The sequence below is a fragment of the Pedobacter sp. KH_004 genome, from assembly GCF_057840755.1.
In genome coordinates this window covers 2478597-2498562 of sequence record NZ_CM174519.1, presented here as the reverse complement: position 1 = coordinate 2498562, position 19966 = coordinate 2478597, and the positions used below count along the sequence as shown (strand labels likewise).

Sequence of the window (19966 nt, the reverse complement as noted above, 5' to 3'; positions counted from 1 at the left end):
AATGGCTAAAATATTTCAAATAGAAACAGCTACACAGGCTTGTTCTGTAGCTTTATCGATTGATGGGGAAACAGTTTCTACCAAAGAAGAGATTGGTCAAAACTTGCACGCCAGTAACCTTACTTTATTTATTGATGAGGTGATTAAGTCTTCTCACTTCACTTATAATGATTTAGACGCCATTGCGGTTAGCAAAGGCCCAGGATCTTATACGGGTTTGAGGATAGGCGTGTCTACAGCAAAAGGGCTCTGTTATGCATTAGATAAGCCATTGATTGCTGTTGAAACGCTAGAAATGATGGCTAATGGTTTTATGACTGAAAACCCGACATACGCTGGACTAATTTGCCCTATGATTGACGCCCGAAGAATGGAAGTTTACAGCGCTGTTTTTGATAGCAATTTGAATGTTTTGGAGCCAACCTCTGCTAAAATAATCGATGAAAATAGTTATTCAGAATTGCTCCAGAAAAATGAAATTACTTTTTTAGGAGATGGAGCTGCAAAATGTAAGGAAACTTTAAATCATCAAAATGCGCTTTTCAACGATAATAATTTTAACTCTGCAAAGTATATTTCGGGTTTAGCATACCAGGCATTTCAAGCGCAAAATTTTGAAGACGTAGCGTATTTCGAACCTTTTTATTTAAAAGACTTCGTAGTTACGCAACCAAAAAAGAAAGTTTAGGTTACTTCCGTTTAAAAATTGAAAATAGATTTTTAAAGAAACTGCCCCCTTCATTGTCATTTATACCAGGCATCACATCGCTGAACTGGGGGTGATTGACAACATTTCCAAATTTAATCCCTATACCCATATATACTGAAGCGCCGACTCCGTTAGTAGAAGATCCTGTACTTCCATTGCTGGATATTATGCCCTTAGTAGTATAGGCAGTAGAAACTAAATTGTCTGATCCAAGAAAAATTTCGAAGTTTGGCGTTTGATATTTACCTTGTAAACCAACCATAAAAATATTGTTAAGGTTGTAAAGCGGCGTAACACTTCCAGAGAAATTTTTATAATTAAAGGTGTTAACCAAAGCAATATCTCCACCCTTGTAAAAAAGACTTTTCGACACAATAAACGAAGGTTTGTAGAAGCCATATATTTTTGAAACATATAGATCAATCTTTGCATTTGTTGGAGCAAGGAATTTTTTGCTTTCCTGAGCTTCAGTAAATATATCGGTAATGCTATTATTAATGTTGTTTCGATTTGCAAAAGTATTTATCGTAATATTCGATGAGTTGACGATTGTTTCTTGAGTACTTTTTCTCCACCAAATAAAACCCAAATCTTTAATGTTTGCCATCAACATTAAACCTTTTTTTGAGGTATAATTCGTTCCAAAGCTCAACGATAATCCAGGATTTTTGAATGGAAGCAATGTTTTTTTTCTGAGTTCTCTTCCCTCTGTAAAATTACTTCTATAGTTGGCTGCCAACCCTAAATTGAGGGTGTTTGATTCTGGGTCTGAATATAAATACGAATCAGTGATGTCGATTTTATTGTACAAAATACCACTTAATAAACTAGCTTTTAAACCAAAGGCTAATCGCTTATTGTAATTTTCGCGGTAGCTTATACTAAATTGATGATAAGATTGTTGGTATCCGGATGAATTGAAAATTCCACGTAACGGAGTATTGATTGGAAATTTATTGGGAGAATCAAAAATTGCAAGCGTTTCATTGGTGTAATCAATTTGCGCATCAGAACGGATTTGCCACGCCAGGCCGATTTCTTTTTGGTATTTGTATGAATGAAATAACCTGAAAGTGGCAACATAAATATTGCTGTTTTGGTAAAAGTGGTTTACATCACCATTCAATAGGGGTAAGTCTTCCGTATCAAGATATCCGGTTTGAGCAAGTCTCCTGATTACGTTATTTGCTTCACCCTTGTTTGCCGCATTAATGCCGAAATAGGGCATGAAAAAATTAGAGGAGAATTTGCGAGAGGAATCTAATGTGAACGATTTCTGAGAAGGATTCTCGAAAGCATCGAACATAGTTTTCGTGCCAAAAAGGGCGTATTGCTGAGCGTTTGCAGCCTTAAAACTAGCAACTATAAGTAAAGCAAGTAAAAATTTCTTCATAAATGTATTGGTTTTCAGGCTGGTTTTCTTATTAACGGATACTAAGTGAATCTGGTATTGGTTGTTGTACATATTTGTTTAATAGTACATTAGAGATGAATTTATTCTTATCGGCTATCAGTTGGTAGCAGAAAGTATCGAAAGTTTTAAGGCCACTATCTGCCCTAAAATGTTTGTAGTATTTTGATGAAATATTATCTCTCAAAATATTCTCAGATTTTCGAAGATCTACATAATAGCTAATATTCGAAGTAGTAGAGATTTGATTCATGGCATCCATGTAAATAGGATTCTGGATCATTAACCTATTGTTTTTATAGCTGTTTAAAAAGGATGCTATTGTACTTGCATTGTTAGCCACAATTAAATAATTATCGATAATGGCATAAAATGGTTTATTAAAATTTTTAAATGCGTCTCCAAAATATACTTGAAGAATGTTTGCAGACTTAAAAACTTTAATTTCATCACTATAATCTGTACTTACGTCAAATAATAATTGTTTCACTTTCTCTCCATTAGTAAGTTGTATTGCCCCCAGTTTTTCACTGGTACTTAATTGAAATGTTGCAAATTGATTTTTAGCATACAATGGAAATATTAAATTTAAATCTGTTCTATAATCATTTTTAATTGAACTAATCGTTTGGTCTGCCTGGGTAATTTGATTGGCTTTAATCTGTAGAGCTTTTAGGTTTTTAAACCAGGTTTTATAATCATCAAATGCGTAGATCGCATAATTTGCCGTATTATCAGGTAAGATATTTTGAATATTTGTAGCCTGCGCTGCGCTTTGTTCAAATAATTTGAGGTAGCTAGAATCATCTTTTAACGTAGTGCTGCCGTTAAAAAGAATACGCTCTTTGCTAAAATTATAACTTAAAGAGGCAAATGCATTTTGCTTATTTAAAACTTCAATACTTCCATTTAATTTACCAATCAAAATGTTCTTTAGCACCAGTGGTATATGATTAAAGTTGATATAGATTTGTGCCAAGGCACTTCTGCTAACAGCATTATTCCCTTTTATATAATCAGTGAAAGGATTTTCAGCTAATCGAATAGCAGCATCATTGATAAGTTTTAGCGAGGTTGACAGCGTTATTACTCTATCATTGAGATTTGCGTAAGCAGAAACACTATCTTTAAGCTTCAAGGAATATTGCCCGTTCTGTAATGGGGTAATGTAGTTTTTCGATTTGATTACCTGATTAAATTTATTCAGGTCTTCATCTGCCTTAAGTTGAACAGTGATTAAAAAATTAAGGTTTTTATTGGAGTCTGGAAGTACGCTAACATAAATATACTGATCTTGAAAAAAATTATTTAGCGCATTATCGTTAATAATTAAATCCTTAAGCTGAATCAGTAATTGAATTTTATCTTCGCCTAATACCTGCTGAATAAGGTTTTGCGCTTTAATAATTTCATAAAATCCCTTATCATTTTGAAATGAAAATACTATTGCAGCATTATTCGTTGCAGATTGCAATGCTAAATCTTTTGCATTATTTTCATTGCCCAATTTTGAGAAATATAGATATGCCATCCCTGCAATACCCAAAAATAATGCAATGGCTAAAATGATAATTTTTTTCATGTGCGTGCAACAAATTTAATTTATTACATTGATTACAGCGAAGTTCTATGTCATTTTATTAATTTAGCGATTGCTTCAAGCAATAACTATGAATAAACGAATTATACTTACTGCTTCTTTTTTTGGCGTAGTGGCTGTTTTACTTGGCGCTTTCGGTGCTCATGGTTTAAAGGCCGTAATAGATCAACCCTCAATAGAAATTTGGCAGAAAGGGGTAGAATATCAATTTTATCACACCTTTGCGCTTTTGTACCTTTCAACTTTTGCCAGATATAGAAACAAGTTAATCAACATTGCCTATTTCTGTTTTACATTCGGAATTGTTCTCTTCTCGGGATCTTTGTACTTGTTGGCAACCCGAAGTATGTTAAAGTTGGATTTTGTCAATCTAATAGGCCCAATCACGCCTATTGGTGGTCTTTTGTTTGTTTTAGGTTGGATAATGCTGTTCTTCGCTGCATTTAAAGATAAATAATGGATAGCTTTGGAAACGATATTTTTGCAGAAAGAGAAACACTTTTTGTTGAAGTTATCTTGCCTTTGTCTTTGGCAATAAACTATACCTATAGGGTACCATTTGATTTAAATGATCAGGTTGCGATTGGGAAAAGAGTTGTTGTTCAGTTTGGTAAGCATAAAATATACACCGCTTTAATCAGTGCCATTTCTAAGAATCCTCCCGGAGTTTATGAGGCGAAATATATAATCGATATAATTGACAGTGAGCCGGTAGTAACCCCCACCCAACTAAAGTTTTGGAGTTGGATGACGAATTATTATATGTGTAATGAAGGAGATGTGATGTCTGCGGCGTTACCCGCTAGTTTGAAACTTGCCAGCGAAACCATACTCGTTCTTCGCGATGATTTTACGGATGAGATTGTACTTACCGAAAAAGAGGAGATAATTATTTCGGCGCTAAAAAAGCAAGCAAAACTGACAGTAAATGATGTTTCAAAATTGTTAGGTCAAAAAACAATTTATCCAATCATAAATCATTTATTAGAAAAAGAGCTAATTCTGGTGGCAGAAGAAGTGGTGCAAAAGTACAAACCTCTTTTGAAATCGTTTGTGACTTTAAATGAGTTCTATACGGATGAAGAGAATTTAAAGGAACTTTTTAACGTTCTTGAGAAAGCACCAAAACAACTTGATGCTTTACTTGCCTATCTGAAACTGCAAAAATTAAATCTTCCAATCTCTAAAGAACAGCTTTTAGAAGAGAGCAACTGTGGTGTAAGTGCCTTAAAATCACTAACAGATAAAGAGATTTTTATAGTGATGAAACGTCCTGTAAGTAGGTTAGCTAATCATGATGAAGAGTTTAGTGTCAATTTTCAATTAAATACCGGACAACAGACCGCTTTAAATCTGATCAATCAATCGTTCGAAGAAAAGGATGTTGTTTTACTTCACGGAGTAACTGCTTCGGGGAAAACACAGGTTTATATTAAATTAATTGAAGAAATTATTCAAAACACTGATGGACAAGTTCTATTCTTATTACCTGAAATTGCTTTAACCACTCAAATAGTTGAGCGTATTAAGCGTTATTTTGGAAATGCAATTGGCGTTTATCATTCGAAATTTAATAATAGCGAAAGGGTTGAAATTTGGAATAAGGTAAGGACAGGCGCATATAAGGTAATACTTGGAGCAAGGTCAGCCGTATTTCTACCATTTCAACACTTAAAATTAATTGTGGTAGATGAAGAGCATGAGCCATCTTACAAACAATATGATCCCGCTCCTAGATATCAGGCGAGAGATGCCTCGATTTATCTCGCTCATTTGCATCAGGCTAAGGTTATTTTGGGCTCTGCAACTCCATCACTAGAAAGTTACTATAATGCGCTGCAAGGAAAGTATGGGTTAGTTGAGATGAAGGATCGCTTTGGCGGTGTGCAATTACCCAATCAGCAGGTGGTTAGTATTGCTGAGGAAACCAAGCGTAAAACCATGGTTTCATACTTCTCTAGCGTATTAATTAAAGATATTGATCTTGCCTTATCAAAAAAGGAGCAAATTGTTCTTTTTCAAAATAGAAGAGGCTACGCAACCATTTTAATTTGTGCAACCTGTGGCTATACTCCAAAATGTGTGAATTGCGATGTAAGCTTAACCTATCATAAAAGTAGTGGTAAACTGCATTGCCACTATTGCGGTTTTCAACAGAGCAGCGTTAATATTTGTCCGGCATGTGGCTCTGTTCACGTAGAGCAGAAAGGCTTTGGAACGGAGCGTATCGAAGAGGAGCTAAAATTACTGTATCCAGATATTACTATTGCCCGTTTGGATATGGACAGCACACGGACAAAAAATGGTTTGCAACAAATTTTAACCGATTTCCAGGAAAAGAAAACGGATATTCTGATCGGTACGCAGATGGTTGCTAAAGGCTTAGATTTCGATAATTTAAATTTGATTGGCGTTATTAACGCAGATACACTTTTGGGTTATCCAGATTTTAGGGCTTATGAACGTAGTTTTCAGCTGTTAGCGCAGGTTGCAGGAAGGGCTGGGAGACGAGCTGACCAAGGAAATGTTTGCATTCAAACTTACGATGCCGATAATCGGATTATTAAACAAGTTGTTAATAACGATTACGAAGGCATGTACAATGATGAAATAGCAGAGCGTGATAAATTTCTATATCCGCCATTTTCTCGGATGATATTTCTTTACGTCAAACATAAAGATTCTCATGTATTAGATCATGCAGCACTAACATTGGCAAATATTCTTAAAGCTAAATTCGGTAAACGTGTATTAGGACCGGAGCAGCCATTAATCAGCCGTGTACGTAATCTGTACATCAAACAAATTATCATTAAAGCCGACAAGCATACCGCCATTCAAAAAGTTAAAGATGCGCTTCGTGAAACACTAACGCAATTCAATGCTACTAAAGATTTTAAAGGCGTTTTTACTCAAATTGATGTAGATCCGTACTAATTTTTACTATTAAAATTAAATTGAATACCTGCAGAAACGGGGTTTAATAGAAATTCCCATTTGTTAAATGTAGTTACAGTTCTATCTGCAACATTTATAGGCGTTCTATCTTGTTTTTCGTAAGAATAATAGAAATCTAAGCTACTTTCGGCGAAGATTGATAGATAGGGTATAATGTTGACCTTAAAGCCTAAAGTGGGCGTAATAACTAATCCGTTTTTTGTAGCATCTGCTGATTGATTCGTGGTTCCTATTGAGCCATTTGTAGGCGTTAATGTACCTGTAAAACGGTTTGATCTGTATCCTAGATCGAATGCAAAATAGGGTTGAATTCTTGAATAGTTGAAGTTTTTTTCAAATCCAATCTTGAATGAGTAATCTGTTACTTTTCCACTAGCTATTTCGCAGGTTTCGCAAGTATTTTGAAAACGAACCATCGGATCGCGAAAATAATTCCCACTTATTCTATAGCTAATTTGATTGTCGTTAAATTTCAAAATTGCACCATTGCCGTACATTTTGGTGTAATCCTGAGTGTTTGTTTGGTTTAAAATTTTGGGCAGCTGCATTAAACTAAAACCTCTAGCGGCTATGGAGTAGTTAAAGTCCGCTCCAGTTTGAGCGAAGCTTGAAAATGAAATACACGCAACAAAAACACTAAGTATAATTTTTTTCATAAAGAAGAAGGCAATTCAATTTGTAATTGGACTCAAAAGTAAAGATAATTCCTTAATACACACAATTGATGCATTTGCTTTGTCAAAAGACAAAGATTTTAGTTTTGATTTACTGTAAGTTATATTAATGTTGATTTCTTTATCTTGTATCACCGCTTGAAAAAGCTAATTTTGAGACTTCATGGCCTATAAATTTGTTGATAATTACCGAGAGCGTGGCGCGAGAAAGAAGTTGGTTGAACTCCTAAAATCTCGCGGAATTGAAGATGAAAATGTACTAAAAGCAATTGGCAAAGTACCACGTCATTTCTTTTTTGATGAGACTTTCTGGAATCAGGCTTACAAAGATATTGCCTTCCCAATTGGTGATGGACAGACCATTTCGCAGCCCTACACTGTTGCCTATCAAAGTGAGTTGTTACACATTAAAAAAGGTGATAAAGTTTTAGAAATCGGAACTGGTTCCGGATATCAAACATGTATTTTAATGGAACTTGGTGCAAATGTTTTTACCATCGAAAGACAAGAGAACATTTATAACCGAACCATTCAGGTATTGCCTGGCATGGGCTACAGACCAACATTTTACTGTGGAGATGGTTCAAAGGGAATTGCAAAACATGCTCCTTACGATAAAATAATTGTTACCGCTGGTGCCCCGCTTGTTCCAGAGATTTTATTGAAACAATTGAAAATTGGAGGTATTTTAGTTATCCCTGTTGGAGATGAAAGCACGCAAAAAATGGTTACCGTTATTAGAGTAAGTGAAACGGATTATGATAAAATAATATTAGATACGTTTAGATTTGTGCCTTTGGTGGGCGATCAGGCATGGTAATAGTTAGCAATTTTCAGTTCAAACTGAACTGAAAATTGCTAACTATAGACTATCTTTTCAATGCTCTATCTAACTCACGTTTAGTATCTCTATCCTTAATGCTATCACGTTTATCAAATTCCTTTTTACCTTGGGCCAACGCAATTTCCATTTTAGCGAAACCTCTTTCGTTAATGAAAATCCTTAAAGGCACTATGGTATAACCCTTTTCTTCACCCTTAAGACGAAGTTTTCTGATTTCCTTTTTTTGAAGTAGTAATGCTCTATCTCTTTTTATATCATGATGATAAAAGGAGCTATGACTATATTCAGAAACATGAAGGTTTCGAACATACAAAATTCCGCCTATGAACATGCAAAACGCATCGGTCATATTGGCTTTACCTTGTCTAATGGCTTTTATTTCTGTTCCCAAAAGTGCAATACCTGCCACATATTTATCAAGTAAATTATAGTCAAAGTATGCTCTTTTATTTTTTATATTGATATCGTTTTTCAAACTATTTGTATTTCTGGGTAGATTTGCTTCTACATTTAAAAACAGCAAAATGCTGGGTTGCAAATATCTTAAAATTTGATGTTATAATTTCGTTTTTATTTATTTCGTTGTCAGCTATTAGTAACACTTTGTTATCTTCATCTGTTTGTAAAAGCTAAACGATAAATCTATTGCTTGTAAAAATTATATTTATGTTTGATTTTTAAACATTATTATGAAATTTAAAATCCTTGTTTTAGCATTATCTTTTTTCTTCTTCGCTCATGTGAAAGCACAGCAACCTACAATTTTGCCGCAATTCACATTTTTTAAATTAGATGGTAAAGCATTTTCGAATAAAAATCTTGTTCCGGGCAAACAGAATCTGTTTATGCTTTTCGATGTAACCTGCGAGCATTGCCAACGAGAAACTAAGCTGCTCGGTGCCAATTATGCCCAATTTAAAAACGTAAATATCTATATGATTACCTTGGATGAGGCTTATATCATTCCACAATTTTTTAATACTTACGCTAAAGGTTTGAATGCAAAACCAAATGTGACCGTTCTTCAAGATAAAAATAAACTTTTCATTCCGTTGTTTTTGCCAAAAATGTATCCTGCTATGTATTTGTATTCTCCAGCAGGAAAACTTATCATTCATAATTCGGGTGATGGAGGAATTAAAAAGTTAATGAAAGTAATTAAAAATTAGTTATCTAATAATTAATACGGGAATATTCACTTTGTGCCTCACCGAATCTACTGTTGTACCAAAAATCAAATCTTTAAGTCCTTTATGACCATGAGCGCCCATTACTAAAAGTTCCAGTTCGTTTTTATTACTAATATCTGCAATTTCTTTAGCAGTGCTTCCAAAACCTATAAATGGCGTTGAATCATAACCCAAGTCTCCTAAGTTAGCTTTGTATTTTTCAAGATTTTCCCGGTCACTTTGTGTTTCATGGTCCATAACTTCTTGGCCGTGATATCTGGCGGCGGCAGTTTCTACTACGTGGATTAGGTAATAGTGAGCATCTTTTCCACCTTGAATAAGTGCGTGTCGGATGGTATTCCGGTCATTTTTAGAAAAATCTACTGCAATACCAATTCTGGAATAGCTAATCTTATCAATTTTCCCAATGTCCAAAGCATTACCATGCGGAACCATTTGCCTGTTTCTATTTTTTTCTTCAATCATCGGATGAAAGAATACATAAAGTAGTAGAAACACAATAAATATTAAGGCGGGAACGATAATTACATAAATCCACCAGGTATTGGCTTCTTTAGTCCACCCACTTATTTCTTCAACTACCAGTTTGACATTTAAGGCGATGATAGCCAATGCACTGGCCCATGCTAATACTTTAACCCATGTTTTTATCGCAAAATCTTTCATCAGTTTTTTATCTGATGTAAAGTGGATTAAGGGTATAATCGCAAAGCCCAGCTGCAAACTCAACACCACCTGACTCAAAACCAAAAGTCCACCCAGAGCATCATCACCATAATGAAGAATAGTGAAAAATGCGGGAATGATTGCCAATAATCGGGTAATCAATCTTCGTAACCAGGGCTGGATTCTTAGATTAATATGTCCCTCCATGATAATCTGACCAGCCAATGTACCCGTAACAGTAGAACTTTGCCCTGCGGCAATTAAAGCAATTGCGAAAAGAGCTGGCGCAACATCACCAAAAATATTTGATAATAATTTGTGTGCATCTTGAATTTCTGCCACTTCGTGTAATCCATTTTTATAAAACGCAGCTGCAGCCAATATCAAAATCGCCGCATTTACGAAAAAAGCCAGGTTCAGTGCAACCGTGGTATCGATTAAATTAAATTTTAAAGCCTCTTTAATGCCTTTATTTGTCCGTTCGATTTTTCTGGTTTGAACCAATGAAGAGTGCAAATACAGGTTGTGTGGCATTACAGTAGCGCCAATAATGCCAATAGCAATATATAAAGCATCGCCGCCTAAAATAGAAGGTTCGAAACCTCTAACAACTTCTTTTAATGAGGGTTCAACAATAAACATTTCCACTAAAAACGATATTCCAACAATGAAAACCATTGAAACTATAAAGCCTTCCATTGCTCGCATTCCTTTGTTAAGAAGAAATAGAAGCAAAATGGTGTCAAATATGGTAATGGAGATTCCCCAAATTAACGGTAAACCAAAAAGTAACTGTAAACCGATTGCCATCCCAATAATTTCAGCTAAATCGCAGGCAATAATAGCGGTCTGCGCTAATCCAAATAAAGGAATATTTGCCCAGCGGGGGTAAGCATGTTTAGAGGCCTGTGCCAAATCTAATCCTCTAACAATGCCTAAACGAGCACTTAACGATTGAAGTAAAAGCGCTATTAGATTTGACATGAGCAACACCCATATCAGTTGATATCCAAATTTACTTCCACCTGCTAAATCTGTAGCCCAGTTTCCTGGGTCCATATAGCCTACGCTTATTAAATAAGCAGGTCCAATAAAAGCTAAAATGCGACGCCAACCTTTTCTTTTGTCTGTGCTTACACTTTGGTGTACCTCACTAAGCGATTCAGTTTTTGCCATTACTGCTAATTAAAATATGCTTTGCCACTTCTCTACTAATATTAATTTGTTTGTCTGAAATCACAATTTCTACAGAACCATCGAAATCGGTAACATCATTAATTTGAATTTGTTTGCCTAAGGTCAATCCCAACTTTTCAAGATGTTTAAGAAATGCTGAACTGTGTTGACTAACACCAGTGATTGTTCCTGAATCCCCGATTTTCAATTCGATCAGTTTTGTAAACTGCGTTTTTGCAAACCTTCCATTTTTATCTGGAATAGGGTCGCCATGAGGATCTGATTTCGGGAAACCAAGAAACTCATCTAACCGTTCGATTAACGAAGTTGATTTTATATGTTCTAATTCCTCGGCAACATCGTGCACTTCATCCCATTTGAAATTAAGTTTGTCAACTAAGAAAACCTCCCAAAGCCGGTGTTTGCGTACAATATCTATAGCGGCATTCCTTCCTTTTTCTGTCATGGTAACGCCTTGATATTTAACATAATCTATAAACCCCTTGTCGGCAAGTTTCTTAATCATATCCGTTACTGATGCGGGTTTGGTCTGCATTTGCTCAGCAATGGCATTGGTTTGTACGTTATTAGTATTTTCTGCTAAATGATAAATTATTTTAAGATAATTCTCTTCAGTAAAACTTTGCATTTATATCTATCTAATTAAATTTTTAGGTAAATCTAAAAAAAATAATTTAAAATATATTAGATAAATTTTGTTAAAATTTAGAATATAATTTGGTTATGTTTGTGTTCTCAATACCTTTGAACTAATATGGCATCAGAATTAGATAAGATCGATTTTAAAATTTTAAGAATCTTACAAGAAAACGGTAGAATTACTAACTTACTTTTATCACAAGAAATTGGATTATCGCCCGCACCAACTTTGGAGCGTGTTCGTAAATTGGAAATGGCTGGTTTTATTAAAAGCTACCATGCTTTAGTAGACGAAGAAAAATTAGGTTTAGGCATTAAGACTTTTATTCAAATTCAACTTGACTTCCATAAAAACAATACCATTCAGATTTTTCTTGATGAAGTAAACCAAATTAAAGAAATTACTGAGTGTCACCACGTAACAGGCCAGGCAGATTTCCTTTTAAAAGTTTATGTGAAAGACATCAAATCTTATGAACGATTGATTATGGAAAAAATCAGCAAAATTTCTGTTGTTAAAACTTTTCAAACCATGATGATTATGTCGACAACAAAGAAAGAACCTATTGTTCCTTTGGAATATTAACCCAAACCTAAGGAGGAGTTTTTCTAGCCATCGCCATCGATATTTTCGATTTTTATCTGAACGGGGCAATCTTATGCGTTGATGATTAATTGATTGATGATCTCCGAGATTTCGGCTGCATTTTGATAAACCATGAAATGGGTTCCATTTTCAATTACAAAATCGGGTTTAGATTTTTTTGCATACAAAATTTTATCTTTCGTGCCGTGAATGTGAAATAATCGTTTAGGTATTAAATCGTTTCTCCAGCTCAAAATACTTCCAATTGCCCATTTTAGGAATCGTCGATCGGTATCGTTAATAATCTTTGTTAGTAGTTTTTTTTCAGCATTTGATTGCGTACCAAAAAGAAATTCTGGGTAAGCCTGTTGGAGGACTTTATCAACCATGACGGAATTATTTCAACCAACTTCAGCTTACCTGCAAGTTTATAAAGCGGAGGTAATGTATTACTTAGAATGGTACTCGAGATTACAATTGTAAAAACCGGATTTAGAATTTTAGCGATCTCAACCGCAATCATTCCGCCAAAGGAAACGCCAACCAATGCAAATTCTTCCGAGGTATCTATTATTTCGCTTAACCTTTTGGCATATTCAGACAGCGATTCTTTCCTTAATGGATTGATCCATTCAACATGGATAATGTTAATGCTTCGGTGTAATTTTAAACGAGAAAATATACGTTTATCAGCGCCTAATCCGCTAATGAAATAGGTATTCATTAAGCGGGTAAATTCCAGTCGACTGGTTTCAGATTATTCTGAATCAGCAGCTGGTTTGTTTTTGAGAACGGCCGGGAACCCAAAAAGCCAGTATGTGCAGAAAAAGGAGAGGGGTGAGCAGAAGTTAGAACATAATGTTTTTTTTGATCAATTAAGGTCGCCTTTTGTTGCGCATATTTCCCCCAGAGTAAGAAAACTACATGTTCTAGTTTCTGAGAAATGGCCTTGATAATTTCATCTGTAAAAATTTCCCATCCACGATTCTGGTGTGATCCTGGTGTAGATGCTCTGACTGTTAACGTCGCATTCAATAGCAAAACACCCTGTTCGGCCCAGTGGGTTAAATGACCATGATTAGGAGCTTTGAACCCTTCGATATCGCTTTCCAATTCCTTGTAAATATTTTTTAACGATGGGGGGACAGCCACGCCACGCTGAACAGAAAATGATAATCCATGAGCCTGGCCTGCTCCGTGATACGGATCCTGACCCAAGATCACCACCTTTACCTTATCGAATGGAGTGGTGTTCAGCGCATTAAAAATATCTGCGTTTTTAGGATAAATGTTAACACCCGCGTCCTTTTCAGCTTTGAGGAAAGACTTAAGATTGATCATATAATCTTTTTCAAATTCCTGCTCTAAAACAGATAACCAACCAGGTTCGAGTGCTGCAGACATGTATTTATTGTTATATTTTTAAGAGTTAGTAGTTACTTTGTTGGAGGTAAAACCAAAACCCGCACCTAAAAGTTTTATGATTTCTTTTTATAGATTTCCAACAAATCTGCTTCAAGTGTTGCTTTAGGATGTTCCACTATTCTACCCAATTCTTTTCCTTTCTTGTCAAAAACGATAAACGTTGGTACTCTTTGGATATCTAACCCGTCAATAATGCCGTTTTCTGCTTTCTTGTTTCCATCAACAGCAATTATTTCTACATTCTTTTCTTTGAAGTGAAGCGCATCTAAAACTTTGAAAAAATTAGGAACATTCACTTTGCTATCTCCGCACCAAGTGCCGAAAACAATTTTGATCTTTTCGTTCTTAACCAGCTTTTTCAATTCAATCAGTGTAGCTGCATCAGGAACATAAGCCGCATAAATTGGATCGTACATTTCCTTAAATTCTGGGAATGTGGTGATACCTTCCCTTGTACACACATTTATTAATACATCTTTATTTCTAGCTTGGTCGTGAATTTTTTTGTTGATTTCTTGAGCTGAGACGTTCATGGCAAGTACAATTAGGGTTATGGATAAGAGAATTTTCATATTAATTTGATGAATTGTTTACACTGTGAAATTTTTAATGAAATTATTGTTTTAAAATCTAAATTATGCCATTTAAAAACGATATTTGCAAAAAAAAATAATTAGAATAAATTTTATGCCAAATATTATCAGATTAATTGCGGGGGTTGTTTTACTGGGTGGCGCAGTAGCTTTATTTATTTTCGGTTTTTGGCCATGGGGAATTGTGGCTATTTTATTAGGGCTAATTATATTGGTAACCTTCTTTTTTAACGAAAACATGCTTTTAGCACAGTGGTTTCTAAGAAAAGACAATATGCCAAAGGCAAAGGCTTACTTAGATAGAATTACAAATTATGAAAAGCAGTTGATTAGGGTGCAACATGGTTATTATAATTTACTTGTTGGTTTAATTGAAAGTAGAACTGCTCCATTAAAATCAGAAAAATATTTTAAAACGGCCTTGAACCTAGGCATGCAGATGGAACATAATGTTGCCTTGGCAAAGTTAAGTTTAGCTGGAATTGCAATGGCTAAGCGCAATAAACGTGAAGCAACGATGTATTTAGCAGAGGCTAAGAAAGCCGATAAAAATAAATTATTAGCTGATCAGATAAAACAAATGAAAGATCAGATGGGGATGATGGACAAACAACAGCAAGTTCGTTATAGATAAATTCCCGATATTGAAATAAATTAAAGCCGATGCGAATCGGCTTTTTTTGTGCTTAAAAATAGACCAATTAAAGTCATAATCTAAAAAATAATTTAGACTAGTCGAAATTATTTAATATTTTGGGGATTTACGTATCCTTCAAGAATATTTATGGAATTATATTACTCTTTCTCCGTTCTCATCGTACTAGCCTCCTTCTTTTCCTACCTCAATCTTCGCTACCTCAAACTACCATCAACCATTGGTATAATGATTATTGCGATGTTAAGTTCAATAGTTTTGGTTTTTACTGGGAGTTTGTTTCCAAAAACCTTCGATCATTTCTCTACTCTTTTACAAGATGTAGATTTTACAGAAGTGTTGATGGGAGCGATGTTGAATTTTCTATTATTTGCTGGAGCAATTCACATCAATTTGGTCGATTTGAGAGAGCAACGTGCTCCCGTAATCATATTTTCTACCGTTAGTGTAGTGATATCTACTTTGGCAGTTGGTGCACTAGTGTTTTATATTTCCCCACTATTAGGATTTCAGGTGTCGTTTATTTACAGTTTATTATTTGGAGCCTTGATTTCACCAACCGATCCCATCGCAGTGATGGGTGTTTTGAAGGATGCCAATGTGCAAAAATCTCTGGAAACAAAAGTTGCAGGCGAATCACTATTTAATGATGGTGTTGCAGTAGTAATTTTTGCGGTTATTCTTCAGCTAGCACAGGGAAGTGATATCGCCATCAGTTTCACCAATATTTCCTGGTTACTAATAAAAGAAGCCTTTGGTGGATTTCTATTGGGGACGTTGTTGGGCATTGGTGCTTCTAATGCCATGAGAAAGATTGATGATTACAAAGTTTCAGTTTTGATTACCTTGTCAGTGGTGATGGGCGGTTATTTACTTGCACACTCCATTCATATTTCTGGTCCTTTAACTATGGTTGCTGCAGGTATTGTAATAGGTAATTATGGAAAACGGACTGCAATGTCTGCAGTTACCAAAGATTACCTTAACAAATTTTGGGAGCTTATCGATGAAATCTTGAACGCCATTTTATTTTTATTTATTGGCTTCGAATTGTTAATCATTAGAAATATTACAGATTACTGGTTGATCGGATTATGCGGTATTCTCATCGTCTTGTTTTCACGTTTTCTATCCATTTATATTCCTGTTAAGGTTATTCCATTTAAAAACAAGTTTAGTAGCGGAACCATAAAAGTTTTAGTATGGGGCGGGCTGCGTGGCGGTGTTTCGATTGCACTAGTGTTATCAATGGATGAAGGTCCGTACAAACCACTATTGGTAGGAATAACTTACTTTGTTGTGGTATTTTCTATTATTGTACAGGGATTAACAGTGGGTAAACTGGCTAAGAAAGTTCTTTCTGTCGAAGAAGTTTAGCCTACGTTTGAAAGCCATGCTTTCACAATTTTGAATATCTAAATTCAGGTTTATGTTTGCTAAACCTGTTAGAACGGTTGTACTTTTTGTTGCACAAAGTTTAAATAAACGATAGCCGCTCGCAAAAAGATATTAGTGATAGCAGGGCGAACCTGGATAGTAGCAATTACATTGCTTTTCAAAATTTAAAACTAAACTCGCATTCTTATTGTAGTAAATAGAAAATTCTATACTATGGCAACATCACAAGAAGGAAGTACTAACAATACTCAGGAAGAAGATAATATTAAAGATTTAGGTGGCAAAGAAGCGGTTGAAAAATTACGCAGCCTTGCTGAAAAGGCAGAAAGCTGCTTTTTTTGTACCAATATTAAAACCGGAGTTCCTTTATCGGTAAGGCCAATGGCTATTCAGCAGGTTGATGATGAAGGAAATATTTGGTTTATGAGTATGAAAGACAGTCATAAGAACGACGAAATAGCTACTGATCCATTTACACACTTACTATTCCAGGCGGGTGCACATTCGGGCTTTGTGAACATTTATGGCATTTCTGAAATTAGCAGAGACCAGGCTAAGATTGATGAGCTGTGGAGTCCATTTATTAAAACCTGGTTTCAAGGTGGGAAAGAGGATCCAAATATCACGTTGATAAAAGTGATCCCATCAGAGGGTTATTATTGGGACACTAAAAATGGAACGGCCGTGGCATTTTTAAAGATGGCAGCCTCGGTTATTACAGGCAAAACAATGGATGATTCGGTGGAAGGTACGTTGGATATAGATTAGTTAGTGAATGGTTAAAAGTTAAATTTTGTATTTACAACTTTTGATTTTTAACCTATTTATCGTCTAAATTATCATATCCTTCTAACTCTTCTCTTTGAGATCTTTTGCTCAAAATATCATCATCTTCATTTTGAACTTTAGAGAAGAATAATGCTTCGGCTTGTATTCTTTTAATTAATTGGCGGACAAGGGTTAAATCAAATGCATCTTTACTCAGTTTGATGCAGTATTCTCTTTCGTTAATTTCTAAGCTTGAAGTATTCATAAGGCAATCTTTTTCTATTGATTGCTGTAAATATAGAAAAGGCTTGCTAAACAATTGTTAGCAAGCCTTTTAAATTTTTGTTATGTTTATGTTAAGGTTTTTATTTATGCGACAAAAACAAACCTTCGTCGGTTTTGGTAACTTTTAAAACCCCTTTACCGGTAAGACCTTTAAGGGTGGTATCCCACTTTTTGTTGCTCCAATCTGTAAGTTTAGCCTTAACAACGGTTAATAAAAGTTGTTCGTCTTCTTTTACCAAAACAAATAATTCAGTTTCTTCCGGAGATAATTCAATCTTCTTTTGCTCAGGGCGCATTTGTGGGAAAAATAATACTTCCTGAATGGTGCTTTGGTTGGTCATTAACATTACAATTCTGTCGATACCGAAACCTAACCCTGATGTTGGCGGCATACCATATTCCAAAGCACGAACAAAATCTTCATCCATGGCCATTGCCTCATCATCACCACGATCTGCAAGTGTCAATTGATCTTCAAAACGTTCTTTCTGATCGATAGGATCATTTAACTCTGAATAAGCATTTCCGATTTCTTTACCATTTACAAAAATCTCAAAACGTTCTACTAAACCAGGAGCAGACCGGTGTTTTTTAGCTAACGGCGTCATTTCGATAGGATAATCGGTAATGAAAGTAGGCTGAATGAGGTTCGCTTCTACTTTTTCACTGAAAATCTCGTCTACCAATTTACCACGACCCATGGTAGAATCGGTTTGAATACCCAAAGTTGCACAGGTTTGAAGCAACGCTTCTTCATCCATTGCAGAAACGTCAATTCCTGTATATTTTTGAATTGACTCGTACATGGTTAATTTCTCATACGGTCCTTCGAAATTGATATCGTTATCGCCCACTTTAACCACAGCTGAGCCGTTGGTTACAATCGCTACTTTCTCTAAACATTCTTCAACCATGGCCATCATCCAGATATAATCTTTATAGGCTACATATATTTCCATTGAAGTAAATTCAGGGTTATGGGTACGATCCATTCCTTCATTACGGAACATTTTACCGAATTCATAAACGCCATCGAAACCAGCAACAATCAATCTTTTTAGGTACAACTCATTTGCAATACGCAAATAAAGCGGCATATCTAAAGTATTATGATGCGTAGCAAAAGGACGAGCGGCTGCACCGCCGTGAATTGGTTGAAGAATAGGCGTTTCTACTTCCATCCAACCTTGTTCATCAAAATAGTTGCGCATGGAGTTAATTACCTTACTCCGTTTGATGAAAATTTGTTTGTAATCTGGATTTACGGTTAAATCAACGTAGCGCATTCTATAACGCAATTCCGGATTAGTAAATCCATCGTAAACGTTGCCCTCATCATCCCGTTTAACAATTGGAAGGGGGCGAAGTGATTTCGCTAATACTTTAAATTCGGTAACGTGGATAGAAATTTCACCAGTTTGAGTAGTGAAAACATAGCCTTTAATCCCAATGAAATCGCCAATATCCAAAAGTTTTTTGAATACGGTATTGTATAATGTTTTGTCTTCGCCTGGGCAAAGCTCATCTCTTTTCAAATAAACCTGAATACGGGCAGTAGAATCTTGAATTTCGGCGAAAGAAGCTGCGCCCATGATGTTACGCCCCATAATACGACCAGCCAAGCTAACCGTCTTATAAGCAGTTTTATCCTTTTCGTAGTTCTTCAATATATCAGCAGCACTTACATTTACATCATAAGATTCTGCAGGATAGGGCTCGATGCCTAACGCTCGTAATTGTTTTAGCGACTCACGTCGTAATATTTCTTGTTCTGATAATCCTATACTCATTTCGGGTATTTTTTGCAAAAGTAAGAATTTTGCAAGATGTTTAATAATAGTATTTGCCTCTCCTCACGCAGAAAAGATTTATACCTTTTTATTTTTCCTGTTGGAGTTGCTTTTAATTGAAATGGTAAAGGAATATTACGTTGCCGGTATAGGCTGTTTTGGTTTGGCCTTTAATATCAAGATTGGCTTCGATTACCACTTTTGTAATGCCTCTTAAATCAGATATTGCTTTCAGTTTCGCCCTTAATTGAACTTCATCATTTACTAAAACAGGTTTGTTAAACTTAAACTTTTCAATTCCATAGTTTACCTCCATTTTTACATTCTGAATGTCAGCGATTTGTTTCCATAAATAGGGGATAAGAGATAGGGTCAAATAGCCATGAGCAATAGTAGAACCGAATGGTCCTTCATCTTTAGCTTTCTGTTCATCACAGTGGATCCATTGAAAATCCAAAGTTGCCTCGGCAAATTTTGTGATTTGTTGCTGATCTATTTTGTGCCATTGAGAGCTGCCAATTTCTTTTCCCAAAAATGATTCGTACTCTTCGAAACTATTAATTATAACCATATTCACT

Annotated in this window: 21 protein-coding genes; 9 read left to right on the top strand and 12 right to left on the bottom strand. The window is 35.4% G+C overall.

Annotated features, from left to right (window positions below; all coding sequences use genetic code 11):
* Nucleotide 1 precedes the first annotated feature (1 nt).
* Nucleotides 2–688 carry a tRNA (adenosine(37)-N6)-threonylcarbamoyltransferase complex dimerization subunit type 1 TsaB gene (tsaB, locus tag AC3ITD_RS10715; RefSeq protein ID WP_489366335.1) on the top strand — a complete coding sequence of 229 codons (687 nt, stop codon included), beginning with the start codon at nucleotides 2–4 and terminating at the stop codon, nucleotides 686–688.
* Between the two features lies 1 nt (nucleotide 689).
* On the opposite strand, the gene AC3ITD_RS10710 is transcribed toward tsaB, so the two are convergent.
* Nucleotides 690–2102: a DUF5723 family protein gene (locus AC3ITD_RS10710; protein ID WP_489366333.1), complete on the bottom strand. Its 1413-nt coding sequence runs from the start codon at nucleotides 2100–2102 to the stop codon at nucleotides 690–692.
* Between the two features lie 31 nt (nucleotides 2103–2133).
* A complete protein-coding gene (locus AC3ITD_RS10705) occupies nucleotides 2134–3702 on the bottom strand; it encodes a hypothetical protein (RefSeq protein ID WP_489366331.1) in 1569 nt (522 codons plus the stop codon).
* An 88-nt stretch (nucleotides 3703–3790) separates the two neighbouring features.
* On the opposite strand from AC3ITD_RS10705, the gene AC3ITD_RS10700 reads away from it, so the two are divergent.
* Nucleotides 3791–4177, top strand: coding sequence for a DUF423 domain-containing protein (locus AC3ITD_RS10700; protein WP_265800240.1), 387 nt, complete (start codon nucleotides 3791–3793; stop codon nucleotides 4175–4177).
* Nucleotides 4177–6657 carry a replication restart helicase PriA gene (priA, locus tag AC3ITD_RS10695; protein ID WP_265800241.1) on the top strand — a complete coding sequence of 827 codons (2481 nt, stop codon included), beginning with the start codon at nucleotides 4177–4179 and terminating at the stop codon, nucleotides 6655–6657. The genes AC3ITD_RS10700 and priA overlap by 1 nt, the downstream gene beginning before the upstream one ends.
* On the opposite strand, the gene AC3ITD_RS10690 is transcribed toward priA, so the two are convergent.
* Complete coding sequence (locus AC3ITD_RS10690; protein WP_265800242.1) at nucleotides 6654–7334, bottom strand: hypothetical protein; 681 nt, start codon at nucleotides 7332–7334, stop codon at nucleotides 6654–6656. The genes priA and AC3ITD_RS10690 overlap by 4 nt on opposite strands.
* Before the next feature lie 181 nt (nucleotides 7335–7515).
* Between AC3ITD_RS10690 and AC3ITD_RS10685 the strand changes: the two genes are divergently transcribed.
* The gene (locus tag AC3ITD_RS10685) at nucleotides 7516–8172 is read left to right on the top strand and encodes a protein-L-isoaspartate(D-aspartate) O-methyltransferase (protein WP_265800243.1); all 657 of its coding nucleotides are present in this window, start codon (nucleotides 7516–7518) and stop codon (nucleotides 8170–8172) included.
* Between the two features lie 49 nt (nucleotides 8173–8221).
* Here AC3ITD_RS10685 and smpB read toward each other — a convergent pair whose 3' ends face one another.
* Complete coding sequence (smpB, locus tag AC3ITD_RS10680; RefSeq protein ID WP_056850421.1) at nucleotides 8222–8671, bottom strand: SsrA-binding protein; 450 nt, start codon at nucleotides 8669–8671, stop codon at nucleotides 8222–8224.
* A 214-nt stretch (nucleotides 8672–8885) separates the two neighbouring features.
* On the opposite strand from smpB, the gene AC3ITD_RS10675 reads away from it, so the two are divergent.
* Nucleotides 8886–9365: a TlpA family protein disulfide reductase gene (locus tag AC3ITD_RS10675; protein WP_489366327.1), complete on the top strand. Its 480-nt coding sequence runs from the start codon at nucleotides 8886–8888 to the stop codon at nucleotides 9363–9365.
* Here the strand turns inward: AC3ITD_RS10675 and AC3ITD_RS10670 are convergent, their stop codons facing one another.
* Both AC3ITD_RS10670 and AC3ITD_RS10665 read right to left on the bottom strand, forming a co-directional pair.
* Nucleotides 9366–11228 (bottom strand): Nramp family divalent metal transporter, encoded by a 1863-nt coding sequence (locus tag AC3ITD_RS10670; RefSeq protein WP_265800249.1) that lies wholly within the window; start codon nucleotides 11226–11228, stop codon nucleotides 9366–9368.
* A complete protein-coding gene (locus AC3ITD_RS10665; RefSeq protein ID WP_489366325.1) occupies nucleotides 11215–11877 on the bottom strand; it encodes a metal-dependent transcriptional regulator in 663 nt (220 codons plus the stop codon). The genes AC3ITD_RS10670 and AC3ITD_RS10665 overlap by 14 nt, the downstream gene beginning before the upstream one ends.
* 126 nt (nucleotides 11878–12003) lie before the next feature.
* Here AC3ITD_RS10665 and AC3ITD_RS10660 point away from each other — a divergent pair, with 126 nt between their 5' ends.
* Nucleotides 12004–12474: an Lrp/AsnC family transcriptional regulator gene (locus AC3ITD_RS10660; protein ID WP_056850310.1), complete on the top strand. Its 471-nt coding sequence runs from the start codon at nucleotides 12004–12006 to the stop codon at nucleotides 12472–12474.
* Between the two features lie 310 nt (nucleotides 12475–12784).
* Here AC3ITD_RS10660 and AC3ITD_RS10655 read toward each other — a convergent pair whose 3' ends face one another.
* From AC3ITD_RS10655 to AC3ITD_RS10645, 3 genes are all read right to left on the bottom strand, one after another.
* Nucleotides 12785–13198 carry an alpha/beta fold hydrolase gene (locus AC3ITD_RS10655; protein ID WP_489366323.1) on the bottom strand — a complete coding sequence of 138 codons (414 nt, stop codon included), beginning with the start codon at nucleotides 13196–13198 and terminating at the stop codon, nucleotides 12785–12787.
* A complete protein-coding gene (gene ung / locus AC3ITD_RS10650; protein ID WP_489366321.1) occupies nucleotides 13198–13878 on the bottom strand; it encodes a uracil-DNA glycosylase in 681 nt (226 codons plus the stop codon). Before ung ends, AC3ITD_RS10655 begins: the two co-directional genes overlap by 1 nt.
* A 74-nt stretch (nucleotides 13879–13952) precedes the next feature.
* A complete protein-coding gene (locus AC3ITD_RS10645) occupies nucleotides 13953–14471 on the bottom strand; it encodes a thioredoxin family protein (RefSeq protein WP_489366319.1) in 519 nt (172 codons plus the stop codon).
* Between the two features lie 115 nt (nucleotides 14472–14586).
* Between AC3ITD_RS10645 and AC3ITD_RS10640 the strand changes: the two genes are divergently transcribed.
* The 3 genes from AC3ITD_RS10640 (at nucleotide 14587) to AC3ITD_RS10630 (ending at nucleotide 17313) form a co-directional block, all read left to right on the top strand.
* Complete coding sequence (locus AC3ITD_RS10640) at nucleotides 14587–15126, top strand: YgaP family membrane protein (RefSeq protein WP_489366663.1); 540 nt, start codon at nucleotides 14587–14589, stop codon at nucleotides 15124–15126.
* A 150-nt stretch (nucleotides 15127–15276) separates the two neighbouring features.
* Nucleotides 15277–16524, top strand: coding sequence for a cation:proton antiporter (locus tag AC3ITD_RS10635; protein WP_489366317.1), 1248 nt, complete (start codon nucleotides 15277–15279; stop codon nucleotides 16522–16524).
* Nucleotides 16525–16758: 234 nt separating this feature from the next.
* Complete coding sequence (locus tag AC3ITD_RS10630; protein ID WP_056850306.1) at nucleotides 16759–17313, top strand: pyridoxamine 5'-phosphate oxidase family protein; 555 nt, start codon at nucleotides 16759–16761, stop codon at nucleotides 17311–17313.
* Between the two features lie 52 nt (nucleotides 17314–17365).
* On the opposite strand, the gene AC3ITD_RS10625 is transcribed toward AC3ITD_RS10630, so the two are convergent.
* The 3 genes from AC3ITD_RS10625 to AC3ITD_RS10615 all read right to left on the bottom strand — a co-directional run bounded on the left by AC3ITD_RS10625 (nucleotide 17366) and on the right by AC3ITD_RS10615 (nucleotide 19959).
* The gene (locus tag AC3ITD_RS10625) at nucleotides 17366–17578 is read right to left on the bottom strand and encodes a hypothetical protein (RefSeq protein ID WP_489366315.1); all 213 of its coding nucleotides are present in this window, start codon (nucleotides 17576–17578) and stop codon (nucleotides 17366–17368) included.
* Nucleotides 17579–17678: 100 nt separating this feature from the next.
* Nucleotides 17679–19388 carry a lysine--tRNA ligase gene (gene lysS / locus AC3ITD_RS10620; RefSeq protein ID WP_489366314.1) on the bottom strand — a complete coding sequence of 570 codons (1710 nt, stop codon included), beginning with the start codon at nucleotides 19386–19388 and terminating at the stop codon, nucleotides 17679–17681.
* Nucleotides 19389–19500: 112 nt separating this feature from the next.
* Nucleotides 19501–19959 (bottom strand): MaoC family dehydratase, encoded by a 459-nt coding sequence (locus tag AC3ITD_RS10615; RefSeq protein ID WP_489366661.1) that lies wholly within the window; start codon nucleotides 19957–19959, stop codon nucleotides 19501–19503.
* Nucleotides 19960–19966: the final 7 nt, after the last annotated feature.

Bases quoted from the DNA above. Each gene is read 5' to 3' on its own strand.
- ung (WP_489366321.1), bottom strand. From the start codon at position 13,878: ATGTCTGCAGCACTCGAACCTGGTTGGTTATCTGTTTTAGAGCAGGAA.
- AC3ITD_RS10700 (WP_265800240.1), top strand. From the start codon at position 3,791: ATGAATAAACGAATTATACTTACTGCTTCTTTTTTTGGCGTAGTGGCT.
- AC3ITD_RS10685 (WP_265800243.1), top strand. From the start codon at position 7,516: ATGGCCTATAAATTTGTTGATAATTACCGAGAGCGTGGCGCGAGAAAG.
- AC3ITD_RS10635 (WP_489366317.1), top strand. From the start codon at position 15,277: ATGGAATTATATTACTCTTTCTCCGTTCTCATCGTACTAGCCTCCTTC.
- AC3ITD_RS10640 (WP_489366663.1), top strand. From the start codon at position 14,587: ATGCCAAATATTATCAGATTAATTGCGGGGGTTGTTTTACTGGGTGGC.
- AC3ITD_RS10705 (WP_489366331.1), bottom strand. From the start codon at position 3,702: ATGAAAAAAATTATCATTTTAGCCATTGCATTATTTTTGGGTATTGCA.
- AC3ITD_RS10660 (WP_056850310.1), top strand. From the start codon at position 12,004: ATGGCATCAGAATTAGATAAGATCGATTTTAAAATTTTAAGAATCTTA.
- AC3ITD_RS10645 (WP_489366319.1), bottom strand. From the start codon at position 14,471: ATGAAAATTCTCTTATCCATAACCCTAATTGTACTTGCCATGAACGTC.
- AC3ITD_RS10625 (WP_489366315.1), bottom strand. From the start codon at position 17,578: ATGAATACTTCAAGCTTAGAAATTAACGAAAGAGAATACTGCATCAAA.
- AC3ITD_RS10675 (WP_489366327.1), top strand. From the start codon at position 8,886: ATGAAATTTAAAATCCTTGTTTTAGCATTATCTTTTTTCTTCTTCGCT.
- AC3ITD_RS10670 (WP_265800249.1), bottom strand. From the start codon at position 11,228: ATGGCAAAAACTGAATCGCTTAGTGAGGTACACCAAAGTGTAAGCACA.
- lysS (WP_489366314.1), bottom strand. From the start codon at position 19,388: ATGAGTATAGGATTATCAGAACAAGAAATATTACGACGTGAGTCGCTA.
- AC3ITD_RS10655 (WP_489366323.1), bottom strand. From the start codon at position 13,198: ATGAATACCTATTTCATTAGCGGATTAGGCGCTGATAAACGTATATTT.
- AC3ITD_RS10665 (WP_489366325.1), bottom strand. From the start codon at position 11,877: ATGCAAAGTTTTACTGAAGAGAATTATCTTAAAATAATTTATCATTTA.
- priA (WP_265800241.1), top strand. From the start codon at position 4,177: ATGGATAGCTTTGGAAACGATATTTTTGCAGAAAGAGAAACACTTTTT.
- AC3ITD_RS10710 (WP_489366333.1), bottom strand. From the start codon at position 2,102: ATGAAGAAATTTTTACTTGCTTTACTTATAGTTGCTAGTTTTAAGGCT.
- AC3ITD_RS10615 (WP_489366661.1), bottom strand. From the start codon at position 19,959: ATGGTTATAATTAATAGTTTCGAAGAGTACGAATCATTTTTGGGAAAA.
- AC3ITD_RS10630 (WP_056850306.1), top strand. From the start codon at position 16,759: ATGGCAACATCACAAGAAGGAAGTACTAACAATACTCAGGAAGAAGAT.
- tsaB (WP_489366335.1), top strand. From the start codon at position 2: ATGGCTAAAATATTTCAAATAGAAACAGCTACACAGGCTTGTTCTGTA.
- AC3ITD_RS10690 (WP_265800242.1), bottom strand. From the start codon at position 7,334: ATGAAAAAAATTATACTTAGTGTTTTTGTTGCGTGTATTTCATTTTCA.